At 67.4% G+C, this 16,557-nt stretch carries 19 protein-coding genes and 1 pseudogene; 9 read left to right on the forward strand and 11 right to left on the reverse strand.

What is annotated here, in order from left to right:
• Window position 1 precedes the first annotated feature (1 nt).
• The 4 genes from ACIHAO_RS23445 to ACIHAO_RS23460 all read left to right on the forward strand — a co-directional run bounded on the left by ACIHAO_RS23445 (window position 2) and on the right by ACIHAO_RS23460 (window position 3,992).
• Window positions 2–1,225, forward strand: a complete 1,224-nt coding sequence (locus ACIHAO_RS23445) for an acyl-CoA dehydrogenase family protein (protein WP_396561054.1) — start codon at window positions 2–4, stop codon at window positions 1,223–1,225.
• A complete protein-coding gene (locus ACIHAO_RS23450; protein WP_396561056.1) occupies window positions 1,222–2,403 on the forward strand; it encodes an acyl-CoA dehydrogenase family protein in 1,182 nt (393 codons plus the stop codon). Before ACIHAO_RS23445 ends, ACIHAO_RS23450 begins: the two co-directional genes overlap by 4 nt.
• Entirely contained in the window at window positions 2,400–3,515 is a 1,116-nt protein-coding gene (locus ACIHAO_RS23455; protein WP_396561058.1) for an acyl-CoA dehydrogenase family protein, read from the forward strand. The genes ACIHAO_RS23450 and ACIHAO_RS23455 overlap by 4 nt, the downstream gene beginning before the upstream one ends.
• Window positions 3,516–3,599: 84 nt before the next feature.
• Window positions 3,600–3,992 (forward strand): hypothetical protein, encoded by a 393-nt coding sequence (locus ACIHAO_RS23460; protein WP_396561060.1) that lies wholly within the window; start codon window positions 3,600–3,602, stop codon window positions 3,990–3,992.
• A 3-nt stretch (window positions 3,993–3,995) separates the two neighbouring features.
• On the opposite strand, the gene ACIHAO_RS23465 is transcribed toward ACIHAO_RS23460, so the two are convergent.
• Both ACIHAO_RS23465 and ACIHAO_RS23470 read right to left on the reverse strand, forming a co-directional pair.
• Window positions 3,996–4,613, reverse strand: coding sequence for a TetR/AcrR family transcriptional regulator (locus ACIHAO_RS23465; protein ID WP_396561062.1), 618 nt, complete (start codon window positions 4,611–4,613; stop codon window positions 3,996–3,998).
• A gap of 381 nt (window positions 4,614–4,994) precedes the next feature.
• A pseudogene (locus tag ACIHAO_RS23470) lies at window positions 4,995–5,537 on the reverse strand (phosphotriesterase-related protein); the annotation flags it as partial.
• Window positions 5,538–5,698: 161 nt separating this feature from the next.
• On the opposite strand from ACIHAO_RS23470, the gene ACIHAO_RS23475 reads away from it, so the two are divergent.
• Window positions 5,699–6,910 carry a hypothetical protein gene (locus tag ACIHAO_RS23475; RefSeq protein WP_396561064.1) on the forward strand — a complete coding sequence of 404 codons (1,212 nt, stop codon included), beginning with the start codon at window positions 5,699–5,701 and terminating at the stop codon, window positions 6,908–6,910.
• Here ACIHAO_RS23475 and ACIHAO_RS23480 read toward each other — a convergent pair.
• Window positions 6,907–7,551, reverse strand: a complete 645-nt coding sequence (locus tag ACIHAO_RS23480; RefSeq protein WP_396561066.1) for a class I SAM-dependent DNA methyltransferase — start codon at window positions 7,549–7,551, stop codon at window positions 6,907–6,909. The two genes, ACIHAO_RS23475 and ACIHAO_RS23480, sit on opposite strands and share 4 nt — an antisense overlap.
• Window positions 7,552–7,675: 124 nt before the next feature.
• Between ACIHAO_RS23480 and ACIHAO_RS23485 the strand changes: the two genes are divergently transcribed.
• A complete protein-coding gene (locus ACIHAO_RS23485; RefSeq protein ID WP_396561068.1) occupies window positions 7,676–8,167 on the forward strand; it encodes a hypothetical protein in 492 nt (163 codons plus the stop codon).
• A gap of 68 nt (window positions 8,168–8,235) precedes the next feature.
• On the opposite strand, the gene ACIHAO_RS23490 is transcribed toward ACIHAO_RS23485, so the two are convergent.
• Complete coding sequence (locus tag ACIHAO_RS23490; RefSeq protein ID WP_396561070.1) at window positions 8,236–9,144, reverse strand: AMP-binding protein; 909 nt, start codon at window positions 9,142–9,144, stop codon at window positions 8,236–8,238.
• A 76-nt stretch (window positions 9,145–9,220) separates the two neighbouring features.
• Here ACIHAO_RS23490 and ACIHAO_RS23495 point away from each other — a divergent pair, with 76 nt between their 5' ends.
• Window positions 9,221–10,042, forward strand: coding sequence for an enoyl-CoA hydratase-related protein (locus ACIHAO_RS23495; RefSeq protein WP_396561072.1), 822 nt, complete (start codon window positions 9,221–9,223; stop codon window positions 10,040–10,042).
• Between the two features lie 38 nt (window positions 10,043–10,080).
• Here ACIHAO_RS23495 and ACIHAO_RS23500 read toward each other — a convergent pair whose 3' ends face one another.
• Window positions 10,081–10,416, reverse strand: a complete 336-nt coding sequence (locus ACIHAO_RS23500) for a hypothetical protein (RefSeq protein WP_396561074.1) — start codon at window positions 10,414–10,416, stop codon at window positions 10,081–10,083.
• A 152-nt stretch (window positions 10,417–10,568) separates the two neighbouring features.
• Between ACIHAO_RS23500 and ACIHAO_RS23505 the strand changes: the two genes are divergently transcribed.
• Window positions 10,569–11,057 (forward strand): beta-class carbonic anhydrase, encoded by a 489-nt coding sequence (locus tag ACIHAO_RS23505; RefSeq protein WP_396561076.1) that lies wholly within the window; start codon window positions 10,569–10,571, stop codon window positions 11,055–11,057.
• 46 nt (window positions 11,058–11,103) lie between these two features.
• Here the strand turns inward: ACIHAO_RS23505 and ACIHAO_RS23510 are convergent, their stop codons facing one another.
• Together ACIHAO_RS23510 and ACIHAO_RS23515 are read right to left on the reverse strand one after the other, a co-directional pair.
• The gene (locus ACIHAO_RS23510) at window positions 11,104–11,889 is read right to left on the reverse strand and encodes an SDR family oxidoreductase (RefSeq protein WP_396561078.1); all 786 of its coding nucleotides are present in this window, start codon (window positions 11,887–11,889) and stop codon (window positions 11,104–11,106) included.
• Window positions 11,886–12,638 carry an SDR family oxidoreductase gene (locus tag ACIHAO_RS23515; RefSeq protein ID WP_396561080.1) on the reverse strand — a complete coding sequence of 251 codons (753 nt, stop codon included), beginning with the start codon at window positions 12,636–12,638 and terminating at the stop codon, window positions 11,886–11,888. The genes ACIHAO_RS23510 and ACIHAO_RS23515 overlap by 4 nt, the downstream gene beginning before the upstream one ends.
• Window positions 12,639–12,760: 122 nt before the next feature.
• Between ACIHAO_RS23515 and ACIHAO_RS23520 the strand changes: the two genes are divergently transcribed.
• A complete protein-coding gene (locus ACIHAO_RS23520) occupies window positions 12,761–13,375 on the forward strand; it encodes a TetR/AcrR family transcriptional regulator (protein ID WP_396561082.1) in 615 nt (204 codons plus the stop codon).
• Window positions 13,376–14,005: 630 nt separating this feature from the next.
• On the opposite strand, the gene ACIHAO_RS23525 is transcribed toward ACIHAO_RS23520, so the two are convergent.
• The 4 genes from ACIHAO_RS23525 to ACIHAO_RS23540 all read right to left on the reverse strand — a co-directional run bounded on the left by ACIHAO_RS23525 (window position 14,006) and on the right by ACIHAO_RS23540 (window position 16,490).
• Complete coding sequence (locus ACIHAO_RS23525) at window positions 14,006–14,632, reverse strand: hypothetical protein (RefSeq protein WP_396561084.1); 627 nt, start codon at window positions 14,630–14,632, stop codon at window positions 14,006–14,008.
• On the reverse strand, window positions 14,629–15,489 hold the full coding sequence (locus ACIHAO_RS23530) for an ImmA/IrrE family metallo-endopeptidase (RefSeq protein ID WP_396561086.1): 861 nt from the start codon (window positions 15,487–15,489) through the stop codon (window positions 14,629–14,631). Before ACIHAO_RS23530 ends, ACIHAO_RS23525 begins: the two co-directional genes overlap by 4 nt.
• Window positions 15,490–15,503: 14 nt before the next feature.
• Window positions 15,504–15,836, reverse strand: a complete 333-nt coding sequence (locus ACIHAO_RS23535; RefSeq protein ID WP_396561088.1) for a helix-turn-helix domain-containing protein — start codon at window positions 15,834–15,836, stop codon at window positions 15,504–15,506.
• Window positions 15,837–16,208: 372 nt separating this feature from the next.
• A complete protein-coding gene (locus tag ACIHAO_RS23540) occupies window positions 16,209–16,490 on the reverse strand; it encodes a hypothetical protein (protein ID WP_396561090.1) in 282 nt (93 codons plus the stop codon).
• Window positions 16,491–16,557 lie beyond the last annotated feature (67 nt).

Raw genomic sequence — 16,557 nt, forward strand, 5'->3', positions numbered from 1 at the left:
GATGGACTTCGCCTTCGACGCGAAAACCGAGGAACTGCGGGGAAAGCTCCTCGAGTTCATGGATTCGCACATCTACCCGGCCGAGGCCGTCTTCGAACAGCAGCTGGCCGAGCGCGACAGCGAATGGTCGCAGCCGCCGGTCGTCGAAGAACTCAAGGCCGAGGCGCGCAAGCGCGGACTGTGGAACTTCTTCCTCCCCGGTGACCACGGCGCGGGGCTGACGAACCTCCAGTACGCGCCGCTGGCCGAGATAACCGGCCGCAGCCTCCGCCTCGCGCCGACCGCGCTGAACTGCGCGGCGCCGGACACCGGGAACATGGAAGTCCTCACCATGTTCGGCACCGAGCAGCAGAAGAAGCAGTGGCTCGAACCGTTGCTGGACGGCGAGATCCGGTCCGCGTTCGCGATGACCGAGCCCGACGTCGCCTCCTCCGACGCGCGTAACATCGCCACCAGCATCCGGCGTGACGGCGACGAGTACGTCATCAACGGCCGCAAATGGTACATCTCCGGCGCGATGAACCCGAACTGCAAGATCTTCATCGTGATGGGCAAGACCGATCCGGACGGCCCGCCGCACAAGCAGCAGAGCATGATCCTGGTCCCCCGCGACACCCCCGGCATGACCGTGAAACGCGGTATGCACGTGTTCGGCTACACCGACGGCGATCACGGCGGGCACGCCGAAGTGGTCTTCGAAGACGCCCGCGTGCCGGCGGAGAACCTCATCGCCGGTGAGGGCGACGGGTTCGCCATCGCGCAGGCCCGCCTCGGTCCCGGCCGGATCCACCACTGTATGCGCGCCATCGGCATGGCCGAGCGAGCACTGGAACTGATGTGCCGCCGGGCGCTTTCGCGCGAGACCTTCGGCAAGCCGATCGCCGAACAGGGCGTGGTGCAGGACTGGATCGCCGAGGCGCGAGTCAAGATCGAGCAGCAGCGGCTGCTGGTGCTCAAGACCGCGTGGCTGATGGACACCGTCGGCAACCAGGGCGCGCACACCGAGATCCAGGCGATCAAGATCTCCACGCCGATCACCGTCGAGTGGATCCTCGACAAGGCCGTCCAGCTGTTCGGCGCGGGCGGGGTCAGCCAGGACTTCCCGGTCGCCGAGATGTGGGCACAGGTGCGGACGCTGCGGCTCGCCGACGGCCCGGACGAGGTGCACAAGCGCTCGCTGGCGCACCGTGAACTGAAGAAGTACCGCGGGGAGGCTTCGAAGTGACCACTGTGGATGATCTCAAGAAGCGGGTGGCCGATCTGCTGGCCGCGTATCCGCCGGAAAGCACGCCCCGGCAAGACTTCCTCGACGCGCGGTTCGACGCCGGGCTGGCGTGGATCCACTTCCCCGAGGGACTCGGCGGGTTGAACGCACCGCGTTCTCTCCAGTCCCTTGTGGACAAGGAACTCGCCGCGGCGGGCGCCCCGGACAACGACAAACGGCGGATCGGGATCGGCCTCGGCATGGCCGCGCCGACCATTCTCGCCTTCGGCACCCCGGAACAGCATCAGCGCTTCCTTCGTCCACTGTGGACCGAACGCGAGGTGTGGTGCCAGCTGTTCAGCGAGCCGGGCGCCGGCTCCGACCTCGCCGCGCTGGGCACCCGCGCGGTCCGCGACGGCGACGACTGGGTGGTCACCGGCCAGAAGGTCTGGACGTCGGGCGCGCACAAGTCGCAGTGGGCCATCCTGGTCACCCGCACCGATCCCGACGTGCCGAAGCATCGTGGCATGACGTATTTCCTGTGCGACATGACCGCGCCGGGCGTGGAGGTCCGGCCGCTGCGCCAGATCACCGGCGAGGCCGAGTTCAACGAGGTCTTCCTCAGCGAGGTCCGCATTCCCGACGCGCACCGCCTCGGCGCGGTGGGCGAGGGCTGGAAGGTCGCGCAGACCACGCTGATGAACGAACGGGTCGCGATCGGCGGGACCGAGTTCCCGCGTGACGGCGGTATGGTCGGCGTCGTCACGGAAACCTGGCGGGAACGCCCGGAACTGCGCACCTCCGAACTGCACGACAGGCTGCTGAAGCTGTGGGTGGAGGGCGAGAGTCTGCGCCTGGTGAGTTCGCGGCTGCGGCAGCAACTCGCCGCGGGGGCGCCGGGGCCGGAGGGTTCCGCGGTCAAGGTCGCGTTCTCGGAACTGAACCAGGCCGCGTCCGGGCTGGAGATCGAACTGCTCGGCGACGAAGGCCTGCGCTACGACGACTGGACGATGCGGCGTCCCGACGGCGTGAACTTCCTCGGCCGCGAAGCCGGCTACCGCTATCTGCGCGCGAAGGGGAACTCCATCGAGGGCGGCACCTCGGAGGTCCTGCGCAACATCATCGCCGAGCGCGTGCTGGGGCTGCCCTCCGAGCCGCGGATCGACAAGGACGTCGCCTGGAAGGACCTGCCCCGATGAGCGACCTGCTGTATTCCGAGGTCGAAGAGGACCTTCGCGCCAGCGTCCGCGACCTGTTCAAAGACCGCGCTGAACCGGCGGCCCTGATCGCCAGGACCGAGTCGGCGGAACCGTACGACCTGAAGTTGTGGCGTACGCTCGCCGCCGACCTCGGCGCGGCGGGCCTCGCCGTCCCGGAGGCACTGGGCGGGCACGGCGCTTCGGCGCGGGAAGTCGCCGTCGTGATGGAGGAACTCGGGCGCAGCGTCGCCCCCGTCCCCTATCTCGGCAGTGCCGTCCTGGCGACGTCGGCCCTGCTGGCGACCGACACGTCACAGTCGGAAGTGGCGGAGCCGCTCGGGAAACTGGCCGCGGGCACGCTCATCGGCGCGCTCGCCGTTCCGCTGTCGACAGCGCCCGGTGCCGAGTTCCCCTCGACGGTCACCGCGGCCGCCGACGGCACGCTCAGCGGTCAGGTCCGGAGCGTCGCCGACGCTCCGGTGGCCGAACTGATCGTCGTTCCGGCGGTGGGGCCCGACGGTCCCGGCCTGTACACGGTCGACGTGGCGTCGGCGGGAGTGACGATCACCGAGGCCATTTCCCTGGACCTCACCCGGCGCATCGCCGACGTCACCTTCGAGAACGTGACCGCGAAGCGCGTCGCCGCCTCCTCGGCCGCGGTGTCCGCTTTGGACACCGCGCTCGTGACGGCGGCGGGGCTGCTCGCCTCGGAACAACTCGGGATCGCCGAATGGGCCTTGACCGAAACGGTGCGCTACCTCAAGGAGCGCTACCAGTTCGGCCGTCAGGTCGGTTCGTTCCAGTCCCTGAAGCACCGGCTGGCGAATCTGTACACGGATCTGGTCAACGCCAAGGCGACCGCGCGGTACGCCGCCGACTGCCTGGCTTCCGGTGACGACATCGCGATCGCCGTCGCGGTGGCGCAGGCCCGCAACTCCCCCATCGCCGTGCACGCCGCCGAAGAGGCGATCCAGCTGCACGGCGGGATCGGCATGACCTGGGAGCACCCCGCGCACCTGTACCTGAAGCGCGCGAAGAGCGACGAGATCGCTTTGGGCACTCCTGGGCGGCATCGCGCGGCCCTCGCGCCGCTGATCGACCTGCCCGCCTGATCTCCCCCGGCGGGGTCCGCCCGGAAAGTGTCGGACCCCGCCGGTAAAACCCTGTTCGAACATCAGAGCGAACAGGGAGTCATCATGAAGCTGCTCGTGGCCACCTCGAAGACCCAGGGCGCGCGGGAGAACGACTTCGACCACTGCGTCGAGGGCGAGCTGATCTGGATCGCCCCGTGCTGCGGCGACGGCGAAGACTCGGCGGATTCCGAATGCGGCTGCGGCCGGTCCTTCGACGGGCTGAACTCGCATCTCGGGACGACGACGGCACTCGTCGCGGAGCTGCCCGGCTTCACCTATTCCGACTACGCCGAAGCGATACGGTCGAGCCTGGCCGTCCAGGGCTGGCCACCCGAAGCCGCTGACGACGTGGCGACAGGGTTGCTCGCCTTCACCTCCGGATGGGAGGTGGGAACGGTGCTCGAACGCCGCGGCGAATGGTTCGCCGAACGGCTCGTGTCCGCGCCGCCGGGCTGAGCGCTACTCCGGTCGCAGCGCGGCCAGCAGGAGATCCGCGAAATGGTCACCGATCTGGCGGGCCGAGAGCGCGCCGCCACGCCGGTACCACGATCCGAGGTGGTGCACCGAGCCGAAGAAGAAGTCGACGATCACGTCGGCCGGTTTGTCCGCGCGGAATTCGCCGGACTCCTGGCCCTCCTCGATCAGCGTGCGGAACCGCTCGTGGTACTTGCGGCGTTCCGCGCGGACCGCCTTCTGCTTCTCCACGCTGAGCTGGTGCATGGACTGCATGAAGATCGTGTTGTCGTCGAGGTTGTCGATCGTGCTGACGACGACGTCGGAGCCCGCAGAACGCAGCCGCTCCCGCAGTGGTGCCTCACTCGAGGCCACCTTTTCCAGTTGCTCGGTCTGCGCGCGCAGCACGCGGGCGTAGATCTCGTAAAGGAGGTCGTCCTTGGAGCCGAAGTAGTGGTACATCGCCCCCTTGGTGACCCCGGCCGCCTCGACGATCTCCTGCACGGAGGTCCGGTCGAACCCCTTCTTGGCGAAGAGCTTCGTGGCGTGCGACAGCAGTCGGCGCGGCACGGCGGCCTGGTCCTCGCCGCCCGCCTCGGCCTTCCGGGTGGTCGCTCGTGTCATGGCCGGCTCCTTCTCGTGCGGACACTGAGCATACCGGTCGGTTTGTCGAGGCACCGGGAACGGACCCCTACTCCTTCCCTCGCAGCGCCACCAGCGGCGCGTGAAGGCCCCCTTCCCTCGGCTGAGCCGAGGAAACTCGCCCTTCACACCTTTTCCCAGCGTGCCAGCACCGCATGGGCCAGGTCTCGTGCGTGCCGACGCCGACTGAGCCACCGCTCCAGCAACGCGTTGCGAAAGCCACTTTCGCAACCCTCAACGTTGGGAAAGTGGCTTTCGCAACGTCGATCACCAGACCAGGAACCGCTCACCAGTCGGTGAGGGCCTCCTTCCCTACCGATTTCGGCTCCGGCCCGAATCGCTCCAGACACCAGAACAAAGGTCTCAATACGCGCCGCCGTGCTCGAAGAACCGCCGCGGATTGTCGACGAGCATCGTCGTTATGTCCCTTTCGGAGACTCCCCGCTCCCGCAAGGCGGGCAGCACGTCACGGGTGATGTGGAGGAAATGCCAGTTGGGCGCCATCGCGGCGATCTTGTCCTGCTCGAACCAGTCGATGAAACAGGAGGCGTCGCGGGAGAGCACCATGCTCCCGGCGTAACCGCGTTCGCACATCGCCGCGACCGTGGCGACACGATCTTCGAACGGCAGCAACGGGTCGAGCCCGAAGCGGTCCATTCCCAGCAGCGATCCCTTGTCGGCGAGCCCGGTGAGGTAATCGAGGTCGGTGCTGTCGCCGCTGTGCCCGATGAGGACCCGGCTCAAGTCGACACCTTCGGTCTCGAAGACGGCCTGCTGTTCGAGGCTGCGGCGGGTCGGCGCGTGGGTGTGGGTCATGATCGGTGCGCCGGTCTCCCGGTGCGCCTTCGCGACCGCGCGCAGCACACGTTCGACGCCGGGGGTGACCCCCGGTTCGTCGGTCGCGCAACCTCTACCTGGTCGACACCATCGGACCGCACCTCGTTGAGCTGCGCGAGGAGTTCCGCCGGGCCCCCGAGTGGGGCAGCGCGCCACCGGGACCGCTCACCGACACCGGCATCGCCCGGCTCACCGCCTTCCTCACCGACCAGATCGAGGCGGGCCACGCCTTGCAGCGGCTGCCACAGGCCGCGATTGACCGGCGCCTGGCCAACGGCTGGAGCCCGGCCGACCCGGTACTGCCGGTCAACCTCAGCCCGCTGGGGCGTCAGCTCGGCTACGGCAAGCTGCTGCTGCTGCGCCACGTCGAGCAGATCCGGCCCCACCTCGAACACGCCGTCCGGGTGCTGGGGGTCGAGCATGCCTGGGGCCGCAACGCGGCACCAGTGGTCGGCGCGGACGGCGGCGAGCCCCGCGCCTGGACGCTTCCGGTGTCCTACCACGAGATCCGCAGCCGGGTTACCGCGGTCCGCACCGCCTGCCTGATCCTCGACCAGGCGATCGCGCTCGCCGAACGCCTCCACGGCGGCGGCACCGGCGAACCCGTGTTCGGCGCGATGGTCTTCCACACCAGCTACCCACGGCTGCGGAACTGGATCAACGGCCCGGCCGGGCAGCGACTCGGCTTGACACCGATCCCCGCCGGCCCGCTCAACCTGCGGATGCTGCGCCGCACGCTGGCGCAGGAACTCGCGCAACGTCCCGGCGGACTGCTCGCGGCGAAGATCCACCTCAAGCACGTGTCGACCGCCACCACCGAGGGCTACGCCAATCGCCCCGGCGGATCACAAGCCCTCTTCCACGCCGAAGTCCAGGAACTGGAGGAAGAACACCACCTCCGCCTGGCCACCGACGCATTCCGCCAGTTCCAGGCCGGACAGCTCCCCGCCGGACTCGATGCCCGCGGCCTCATCGCGACCTTCACCCACATCGACAACGCGCTGCGGGACAGCGCACCGGCCGAGCCGACGGTGCTGGACACCGACCGGCGAATCGAGAACCTACTCCGCGCGCAGGCTGCAAGCCTGCACGTCGGCCCGGCCAACTACTGCTGGTTCCGCGACCCGTCCAAAGCGCTCTGCCTGCGACTGGCCGGGACCACAGAGGCGACACGGCCGCTGATCGGACTGTGCGACTCGGCCCGCTGCCCGCAGGCCACCCACCACGCCTGCCACCGACCGATCTGGGCCGAGCAGGCGGCCACCTTCCAAGCGTTCCTCGGCAACCCCAGAGTCCCCACGGGGGAGAAGACCCGGCTTCGGCGCGAGCACGACCGTGTCCAACGAGTGCTCGACAGCATCGACGAGGCCACCAGCACCGCTGGGAGCACACCCGCACGTCCTCCGGTTCCGACTGGCGAGCCCGACATATGCAGAAGTTAGGACTTACTGCGTGCGAAAAGAATCGCTTGCTGAGCTTTCGCATCCGGGTCGAGCAGCATCTGAGCCTCGACCACGAATCCGGCATCGCGCAGCCAGGATGCCACCTGGTCAGGCTGACGGCGGTGGACATGGACCTTCATCGGGTGACCGCCATAGCCCTCCGTCTTCAACTGCGACTCGTCGCCGACGTGAAACAGGAGCTGCAGCGGTCCGCCGGGACGCAATGCTCGGTGGAAGTGCCCGAACACAGTCGGCACCTCGTCGTCAGGGATGTGGATCAACGACTGCCAGGCGAGCAGGCCGGCCACCGAAGCGACGGGGAGGTCCAGGTCCGTCATCGAGCCCACCTCGAACCGCAGGCCGGGGTGGTCGCGCCGGGCCACGTCGATCATCCCAGGGGAGAGGTCGACACCGAAGGCGTCGACACCGAGCTCATGCAGGTGGGCGGTGACTTCACCGGGGCCGCAGCCGATGTCCGCGACCGGCCCGCCGCCGGCGATCCGCACGCTGTCGGCGAACAACGCCAGAGCCGCGCGCAGGTACTGGTGTCCGGCGAGGGCGCCGCGCACTTGGTCGGCATAGCTGACCGCGACCGTGTCATAAGAGGTTCGGGTGTCGGCCAACCAGTCATCCGTGGTCATGACCGGCACGATATTCCATGATCACGACCTCGTGGACGGCCGACGCAGAGAGACCGATCATCGGCCGCCAACTGGCCCAGAACTCTGCCACGTTTCGGCAGACCGCAATGCAGGAGAGCACATCATGCCGCTGACCACCGAACAGCGCCGCCGCAACGAGGCCAGCATCCGTGCTGCGATGGACCGCCTACTGCTCGGGCAGCTTCCAGCCCGCGGCGGTTGCGACCTCAAGACTCTCGCACGAGAAGTCGGCGTCGCCAGAACGGGCTTCTACGCACGCACCGACCCGCACGGCAACCAGCGGCCAGGGCCCTATCAGCACCTGGCCGAGGAGTTTCAGCGTCGGCTGGCCGATCTCCGCGAGGCGGGCACCGTCTCAGACCCGCGCGAACTCCAGATCACCAGGCTGCAAGACGAGAACGCCAAGCTCCGTGAACGCGTCCGGGAACGCGATGCACGGATCATCGAGCTCACCGAGTTCAAGGAGCGCGCGTTGTCACAACTCGCCGCGCAGCACGAAGAGATCCTCCGGCTTCGACAACGCGCCGACTCACCGAACAACGGCCGCACCCTCCCCACCGCCAGGAAGTCGAGGATCACCGGACCATGCGGCTGAACGAAGACCTGTTCCAAAGGAGTACCGCGACACGACATCACCCATCCACCGACCGCAAGTTCGATCGTCTAACGTGGACGCACACGGCTCCGATGGGCTTCACTGGCTGGTCGCAACGCGACATGCTCACAACGGGACACGGCCACTGCCGCGACAACCGCCGCGAGTGTGCCGCCGATGTCGATCGCGGAGGCGATCTCGCAGACCATGCCGGTGATGTGGAACAGCGGCGCCAGGCCGAACAGGGTGACGCCTTCGTCGAGGCCGCTGAACGCGCTGAGCACGGCCGCGTTCGCGCCGAGGTTGCCGTGGGTGTTCATCGCCCCCTTCGGTGTCCCGCTGGTGCCCGACGTGTAGCTGATCAGTGCGACGTCGTCCGGGCCGAGGCCGGGGTCCAGGGGCGGCTCCCCCGCCGCGGCCCGCGCCACCTCCAGCAGGTCTGCGGCGCCGGGAGTCGGCTCTCGCACGCTCTTGCCGAACACCCGCGGATCGTCGCGGCCTTGCAGGTCGAGTTCGCTGGTGGTCAGCGCGACGGACACGCCGCTGCCGGGAACGAGCGGGGCGATACGGCTGTTCCACCCGCTCTGCGAACACACGACCGCGCGCACTCCGGCGTCTTCGAAGACGTGCCGGAGTTCCCGTTCCCGGTACATCGGGTTGACGGGGACGACGATCCCGCCCGCCTTCCAGGCACCGAGCAGTGCCAGCACGAACTGCGGGATGTTCTGCAGGATCAGGGCGAGCCGGTCGCCCGGGGCGAAACCGGACGCGATCAGGTGACGCGCGATGCCGTCGGAAAGCTCGTCGACCTCGCGGTAGCTCATCCTGCCGTCGAAGTAGGCGATCGCGGTGACGTGCGGGAAGCGCTCGACCGTCCGCCGGAAGGACGCGGGAACCGTGGTCGGTTCCGTCGGTTCCACGTCCCGCATCCGGGGCTCGTAGGCGGCCAGCCACGGCTTCGCTTCGTAGGAGCTCACGCAGGTTCCTCCATGTCAAAGTCTCGACGAGACTCTAAGCATCCGCTTAGTATGGCGATGACGCAAGGAGGTCGACGTGACCGATCAGCTCTCACCGTCCGAAGTGGACAGTTCGGATTCCGTCCGGTACGCCGTGGACGGCGCCGTCGCCACGCTCACCTTCGACAAACCGGAACGCGGCAACGCGATGGATCAGGCGATGCAGATCCGCTACGGCGATCTGCTGGGCAAGGCGTCGGCCGATCCCGGAATCCGCGCCGTCGTCGTCACCGGCGCCGGGCGCTCCTTCTGCCCCGGCGCGGACTTGGGGCTGCTGGAGGGCATCTCGGCAGGCGGCGCGGCTGCGCCGGAGCACGAAGGCTTCCGCAACGTTCTGGCCGCCGCGTATGCCGATGTGCCGGTGGTCGCGGCCATCAACGGCGGCTGCGCCGGACTGGGCTTCGTGATCGCCTGCGCCGCCGACGTCCGGTTCGCCGCCGCGGGCGCGAAGTTCACCACCGCCTTCGCCCGGCGCGGCCTCATCGCCGAATACGGGGTGGCGAAACTGCTGCCCGAACTCGTCGGCCGCGGCCGGGCACTCGACCTGCTGCTCTCCGGCCGGACCTTCACCGCCGAACAGGCGCACGAATACGGCCTGGTGCAGGAGATCGTGCCCGCGGAAGAACTCGCGGCACGGGCGAAGGCATACGCGACCGAACTCGCGACCCACAGCGCGCCGCGCTCCATGGCACTCATGAAGCGACAGGTCCTGCGGGAAGCCGGGCTCTCACTGGAAGACTCCGCCCGCGAGGCCACCGCCTTGATGCTCGAATCCTTCGAGTATCCGGAACTTCCCGAGGGACTGGCCAGCTGGAACGAGCGCCGCGCCCCCGACTTCCCGCCGTACCAAGGGGTTTAGGCCGCCCCGGCCTCGCGACCGGGGCGACCCGAACCGGATCAGACGGTTTCGCGCGTGGTCACCGCGTCCTTCTCGGCGGCCAGCGCGGTGCAGGTGCGCACCCACAGTTCCCAGCCGCGCAGCGCCTGGTTGCAGTTCCAGCCGGTCCAGCGGCCCGCCTGCGCGCCCTCGTTGCCGGCGCGGTTGCAGGCGGTTTTGCTGCTCCAGCCCTCACTCACCTTGCGATACGGCGTACAGGAAGCCGCCGCGACGTCACCGGACGCCCCGGCCGCGCACGGTTCCGCGGTGCTCGCCATCGCCGTTCCCGCGGTGAACATCGACCCCGCAACGGCTGCGGCGAGCACGAACCCACGGACCACGAAACGCTTGTCCATCGTGTTTCCTTACCGCGAGCAAGACCCCCCACCCACAGTGGCCGAACCCGCGGCGAAGATCAACCGCCGGGTGGATCCCAATTCATGGGCACGGTTGCGCATGGGTGCATCCGAGCGGTCCACTCGTCACACTCCAACCGGAAGGGGACACCATGTCGGTCACCGATGAGCTACTCGCCAACAACACCGACTACGCCGCGCACTTTTCCGGACCGCTGCCCTTGCCGCCCGCCAAGCACGTGGCCGTGCTCGCCTGTATGGACGCCCGCATCAACGTCTACGGCGTTCTCGGCCTTCAGGAGGGCGAAGCGCACGTCATCCGCAACGCGGGCGGCGTCGTCACCGAGGACGAGATCCGTTCCCTCGCGATCAGTCAGCGCCTGCTCGGCACCGAGGAGATCATCCTCATTCACCATACCGACTGCGGAATGCTCACTTTCACCGACGACGATTTCAAGAAATCCATTCAGGAGGACGTCGGCGTCAAACCGGCCTGGGCCGCCGAGTCGTTCGGCGACCCCGACGCGGACGTCCGTCAGTCGATCGCGCGGATCAAGAACAGCCCGTTCATTCCGAAGAAGGATTCCATCCGCGGTTTCGTGTTCGACGTCGCGACGGGGAAGCTGAACGAAGTCGTCTGAACAGAAGGGGCCGCGCAGGGCGAAAACCGTGCGCGGCCCCGGAAGCTCATTCGCCGGTGACCTGCTCCACCTTGCGCTGCAGCTTGTTCATCCCGCCGAGCCAGCGGTCGGTCTGCGTGGCGCGCGCGGCGTAGTAGTCCGCCACCTCAGGATGCGGCAGCACCAGGAAGCGCTCCTCGGCGATGGCCTCCAACAACGCGTCCGCGACCTGCTCCGGCTGGATCGCCGAGGCACCCATCAGCAGTTCGCCCGCGGGGCCGGTGTTCTCCAGCATCGCCGTCCGCACGCCCTGCGGGCAGATGGCCTGCACGGTGAGCCCACGGTGCCGGTAGGTCGCGGACAGCCATTCGGCGAAGGCGAGCGCGCCGTGTTTGGTCACGGAGTAGGACGCCGAACCGAGGCTGGTCAGCAATCCCGCGGCCGACACCGTCGCGATGAAGTGCCCGCGGCCGCGCTCCAGCCACGGCGGCAGCAGCAGCCGTGCCGCGCGCACGTGCGCCATGACGTTGACGTCCCAGATCCGCGCCCAGTCCTCCTCGGGCGCGTCCACGCCACCCATCGGCGCGATCCCGGCGTTGGCGCAGAAGACGTCGATCTCGCCCAGGGTTTCGCGCGCGGTCTCGATCAGCGACGCGACACCCGCTTCGCTCGCGGCGTCACCGGCGACGGCGGTTCCGCCGATCTCCTTCGCGACTTCGGCCGCGGCGTCCCCGTTCAGGTCGCCGACGACGACTCTGGCACCCTCGGCCGCGAACCGGCGGGCGAGGACCGCTCCGATGCCGCCGCCCCCACCGGTGACGACGACACCCGATCCGGCGAAGGAGGCGGTCACAGGCCACCCGCCAGTGTGACGCCGCCGTCGAGGACCACCGTCTGCCCGGTGATCCAGCCCGCCTCCTCCGAAAGCAGGAACGACACAGCGCTCGCGATATCCGCCGGCACGCCGAGACGCTTCATCGGGTACGACTCCGAGACCTCTTCTTCGCGGCCTTCGTACAGCGCTGTCGCGAACTTGGTCTTGACCACGGCGGGTGCGACGGCGTTCACGCGGATCTTCGGGCCGAGCTCGAAGCCGAGTTCCTTGGTGAGCCGGATCAGCGCGGCCTTGCTGACGCCGTACATGCCGATCCCGGGCGACGCGCCGAGCCCGGCGACGGACGCGACGTTCACCACCGCGCCGCCGTGCTCCCCCATCCACGCGTCCCGCGCCCGGCGGGTCCACGAAAGCGGCGCGAGCACGTTGACGGCGAAGATCTTCGCGGCGGCCTCGGGGTCGATGTCCAGGGTGGGGCCGAACACGGGGTTGATGCCGGTGTTGTTCACCAGCATGTCCAGCCGTCCGAAGGTCTCGATGGTCTTGGCGACGGCCTCGTCCTGGTGCGCGGTGTCGTCGGCCTTGCCGGGAACGGCGATGGCGACCGCCTCACCGCCCAGTTCGGCCACCGCCTCGGCCAGCGGCTCCGGTTTGCGCGCGGTGATGCACACCTTCGCGCCGCGCTCGACCAGGTCCTTGGCGATCCCGAGGCCGATACCCCGGCTGGCGCCGGTGACGATCGCGACGCGATCCTTGAACGAGTTCACTCTTCGATCTCCTCTGTGTTCACTGGCGACGCAATCACTAAGCGAGCGCTCACTTACAATGGGAAGGTCCGGAGACGGTGTCAAGCCCGCCATCCGGAACGAGCGTCTGGGAGGATCTGCGGATGACCATGTCGCTGTCGGCCGAACTGTGGCCCGACGTCCAGCCGGAAACGGCACGGCGGCTGATGCTGGCCGGGGTCGAATCCTTCGCGCGGCGCGGCTATCACGCGACGACCACCCGGGACATCGCCTCGGCGGCGGGGATGAGCCCCGCGGCGCTGTACGTGCACTTCCCATCCAAGGCCGCGCTGCTGTTCGCGATCTCGAAGTACGGCCACGAGCAGACGCTGTCGCTGGTCGAGAGCGTCGTAGCGCGGGAAACCGACCCGGTCGAGCGGATCCGGCTGCTGGTCGAGGACTTCGTGGCCTGGCACGCGCGCAGGCACACCGTCGCCCGGGTGGTGCAGTACGAACTGCACGCACTGCCGGACGAGGAGTTCGAGATCGTCGCGAAGCTGCGCCGCCGCATCGAGCAGGTCGTGCGCGAGGTCATCACCGAAGGCGCGCGGGCGGGCGTGTTCACCGTCGGCGATCCGCACACCGCCGCCAGGGCCGTGCTCTCGCTCGGCGTCGACGTCTCACGCTGGTACAGCGAACGAGCCCGCCAGACCCCCAAGAAGCTGGGCCAGGAGTACAGCGAGCTGGTGCTGCGCATGCTCGGCACGAAACTCTCCTGACCAGTACTGATCGACCTTCGTCGGCGATACCGCCACCAGGGTGACATACCAACTGGTCGGTATCTAGAATTACCCGTTGAGACGTTGACCACATACTAAGCGGTTGTTAACTTGCCCGGACTGCATCGCCGCAGCAGCGCCGAGCGAAGGGCAATCCAGATGGCCGACAGCGCACAGAACGCCCCTGAAACCGCCCCCGAACCGACGATCACCGTGTCCCAGCGCCGGAGGGCCGCCACCGCCGCGGCCCTCGCTTCGTCCGTCGAGTGGTACGACTACTGTTTCAGCAAGGCTGTGACCAGGGGATTTACCCGCCTCCGCCTATCCTGACCTGCTCAAACACGCTCACGGGTGCTCAATGAGGCTCACCCTGGTTCGACCTGCGACGGCCTGGCGACGGCCTGGCGACGGCCTGGGCGCCATCGCCTCGCGGGATCAACAAGCCGTCCAACGTTGCAGGTGACGCAACCGAATCCTGACCTACAGGTACGACCTCACCGCCGGCCGCATCCGTTCGGGTTGCGACAGACAGTGTTCACGAGGCTGCGCGAGCAGAGCTGTTGCGGTTCAGAGTTCCTGATTCCCGACGGGCACAGCTTGAGCTCGATCCGGTCCAGCGCTCAGGCAGCGTCAAGTCGACGGTGGCGTCCACAATTTTTGAGAGAGCAGTTCGGTGGATTCGATCGGTACCAGTCCGTCGTCGAGTCCACGCAACCGCGCGTACAGCCCGCGCATTTCACCACGATCTGCGATCAGGTTCTGACGAACCGCCGTCTCCAGAACCGTGGTGGTATTCATCAAGATGAGCGAGCCCACCACGTCGCCGCGATCGCGCATGCGCTGGAGACGGACTCGCTCGAACTCGGCCGTCTTTGCACCGTTGCCGTCGTCGATGAGGACGCGAACATCGTCGCCGGATTCAGCCGCCACAACTGCGTGCGCGACCACCATCAGCTCACCCAGGTCTTTAGGCTGCCGAAGGCGCTGACTCATCGGCAGCGTCGTGATCCGCTGGACTACCTGTTCCAACTGCGGCGTCGGATTATCGGGCAGAACTTCGATCAACTTCTGCGGGAGCTTCCTCCACACGGTCGCAGCCGGGGCAAAACGCTGGTCACGCGACGCCTTACTCAATACTTCGTCCTGGACGCTCTCCGGCGCAGCGAGCGGACCAACCACTTCAAACAGCAGCCGTTCACGACGAACGGAGAAGAAGTTCAGGCTCGGGCCAGCATCGATGATCGGCCGATGGCTCATTCAGCCCCACGATCGTCGGACTCTTGCGACTCATCCAGCGCACCGAGGATGGCGTCCAGTTCGGCATGGTCAACGTCCACGACGGGCAGATCAGCCGGATTGGCCCACGTCACAGGTCGATCTGCAGAAACGACACCAGCAGCCTGCAAATCCTCCTCGACTTCGGCCAGCGGAGCACCTCGCAATGTGGCGATCGTCTGCGCCGACACCACGGACTCGGCGTAGCCCCTGATTGCGCGAGCAAGTAGCCGCTGCGGCGCCCGTCGATGATCGGCTTCCACTTGCAAAGCCCGGTACTGATCGCTCCACCCGAACCGAGTAGCCAGCTCAGGCGTGGTCACACGGATCCACTCCCGCTTGGTCCCAGCATCGATGTGCCCGCCCTCGCACATCTGGATGGCCGCCAACGCCGGTGAGACGAGGAAGCGCTGCACCACTGCCGACAATGTCGCCTGTGAGATCGGGCCGTGTTCGGCTAGGAAGTCAGCCAAACCTGCAAGTGGGACCAGTAGATGTCGAGCGAACACATCGGCCCGCCGCTCCACGTCATCTCGAACTCCCCATTTGACGTCTCGGGGTTCCACCCAGTCACCGAAGATCACATGGCCCAGCTCATGCCCGAGATTGCTGCGCTGGCGCATCGGACGGAGACTGCGCGCGACGCCGATGAACACGGCACTGCGCTGCGGGTCACGCATCGTCAGGCCGTGTTCGTCGGGTCCCGCATCCAACACTGCGACATCGAAGCCTGTCGTCTGCTCTATTAGCGCTACCAGGTCTCCCAACGGCTGGATGCCCAGGCGATGGGTGGCACGGAACTCCTCGGCCGCGGCGCGACCTTCAGCTTCAGCATCCATCTCGTGTCAGCCAGTCACACGGTCGCCGGAACAGCCTGGTCATCCAGGTAGGCGTCCAACTCCAGGAAGTGCAGCAGCGTCGTACGCATCTCCTGCATGTCCGATTCGTTCGTCGATCGTGGCGCGCACTGCACCCGGTCAGCCAATGTCCCCGTGCCAGTCAGCTCAGCGATGGTATGGCCAGTGGCCTGCGCGATCGCCGCGATCTCCGGCAGCTTCGCGTCCCTCTCGCCGGCGACAATCCGCGACAACGTCGACTGCGAGATACACGTCGACGCTGCGAGAGCACGCTGGGAGAGATTCGCTTGCTTGAGGGCCCGTTCGATCAGTGCCCCAACGTTGGCCATCGCAGCCCCCTCCGATGCGTGAATCATGACTAAGATCTACGATTCAGTGTAGAGGTCAACGTACCTCAATGCCACCCAAAAACCAGCGGATGGCAACACGGTCCTGTCACGCTCCACGACCGCACTTGCCTCTGTGACCAGCGGTTTACCTCCGACCGCTGTTACCGTCGTAGCACAGCACAGCAATGGTGAGCCCCGTCGCATGCCGCGCCCCCACCTGGACAGCATCGCAGATGCCTCGCCCCGGCGCGGTCATTCTTCCTGTGCATCCGCTTCGGGTGCGACCGCAGGCTGCAATGACAGCCAGCCGGGCATTTGTGTTGCTTCGCGACCCGAATGACGCGCTTGCCGGAGGCAGTTCGAGTACGTGCCCTACTGCACTGTCAAGGCCTCATCGGCGGCCTCAATAACGGTCCACAGCACGCTCGTCGTGCGCCGGTAGTACACCCGGCGTTCCCCGGTTCGCCGGGACTCGATGAGCATGCCCAGGGCAACCAGCCGCCTGAGCTCATCCCCCACCACACTCTGCGCAATGACGTCGGCGGGCGGCTGGGATTGGAAGAACGACTGAGTCGGTTGCCTCCGGATCCACAAGGCGAGCCGGAGACGGCACGCGCGTCCGAAGAGCACCCGTCCCACCTCATCGGTATCCATCCGAGCTCCCCACCAGTACTATCAACTATCAAGGTAGTAGATAGTACCTCGTTTGGTCACCTGGGTT

The organism is Amycolatopsis sp. NPDC052450 (genome assembly GCF_044547565.1).
Classification (GTDB): Bacteria; Actinomycetota; Actinomycetes; order Mycobacteriales; family Pseudonocardiaceae; genus Amycolatopsis.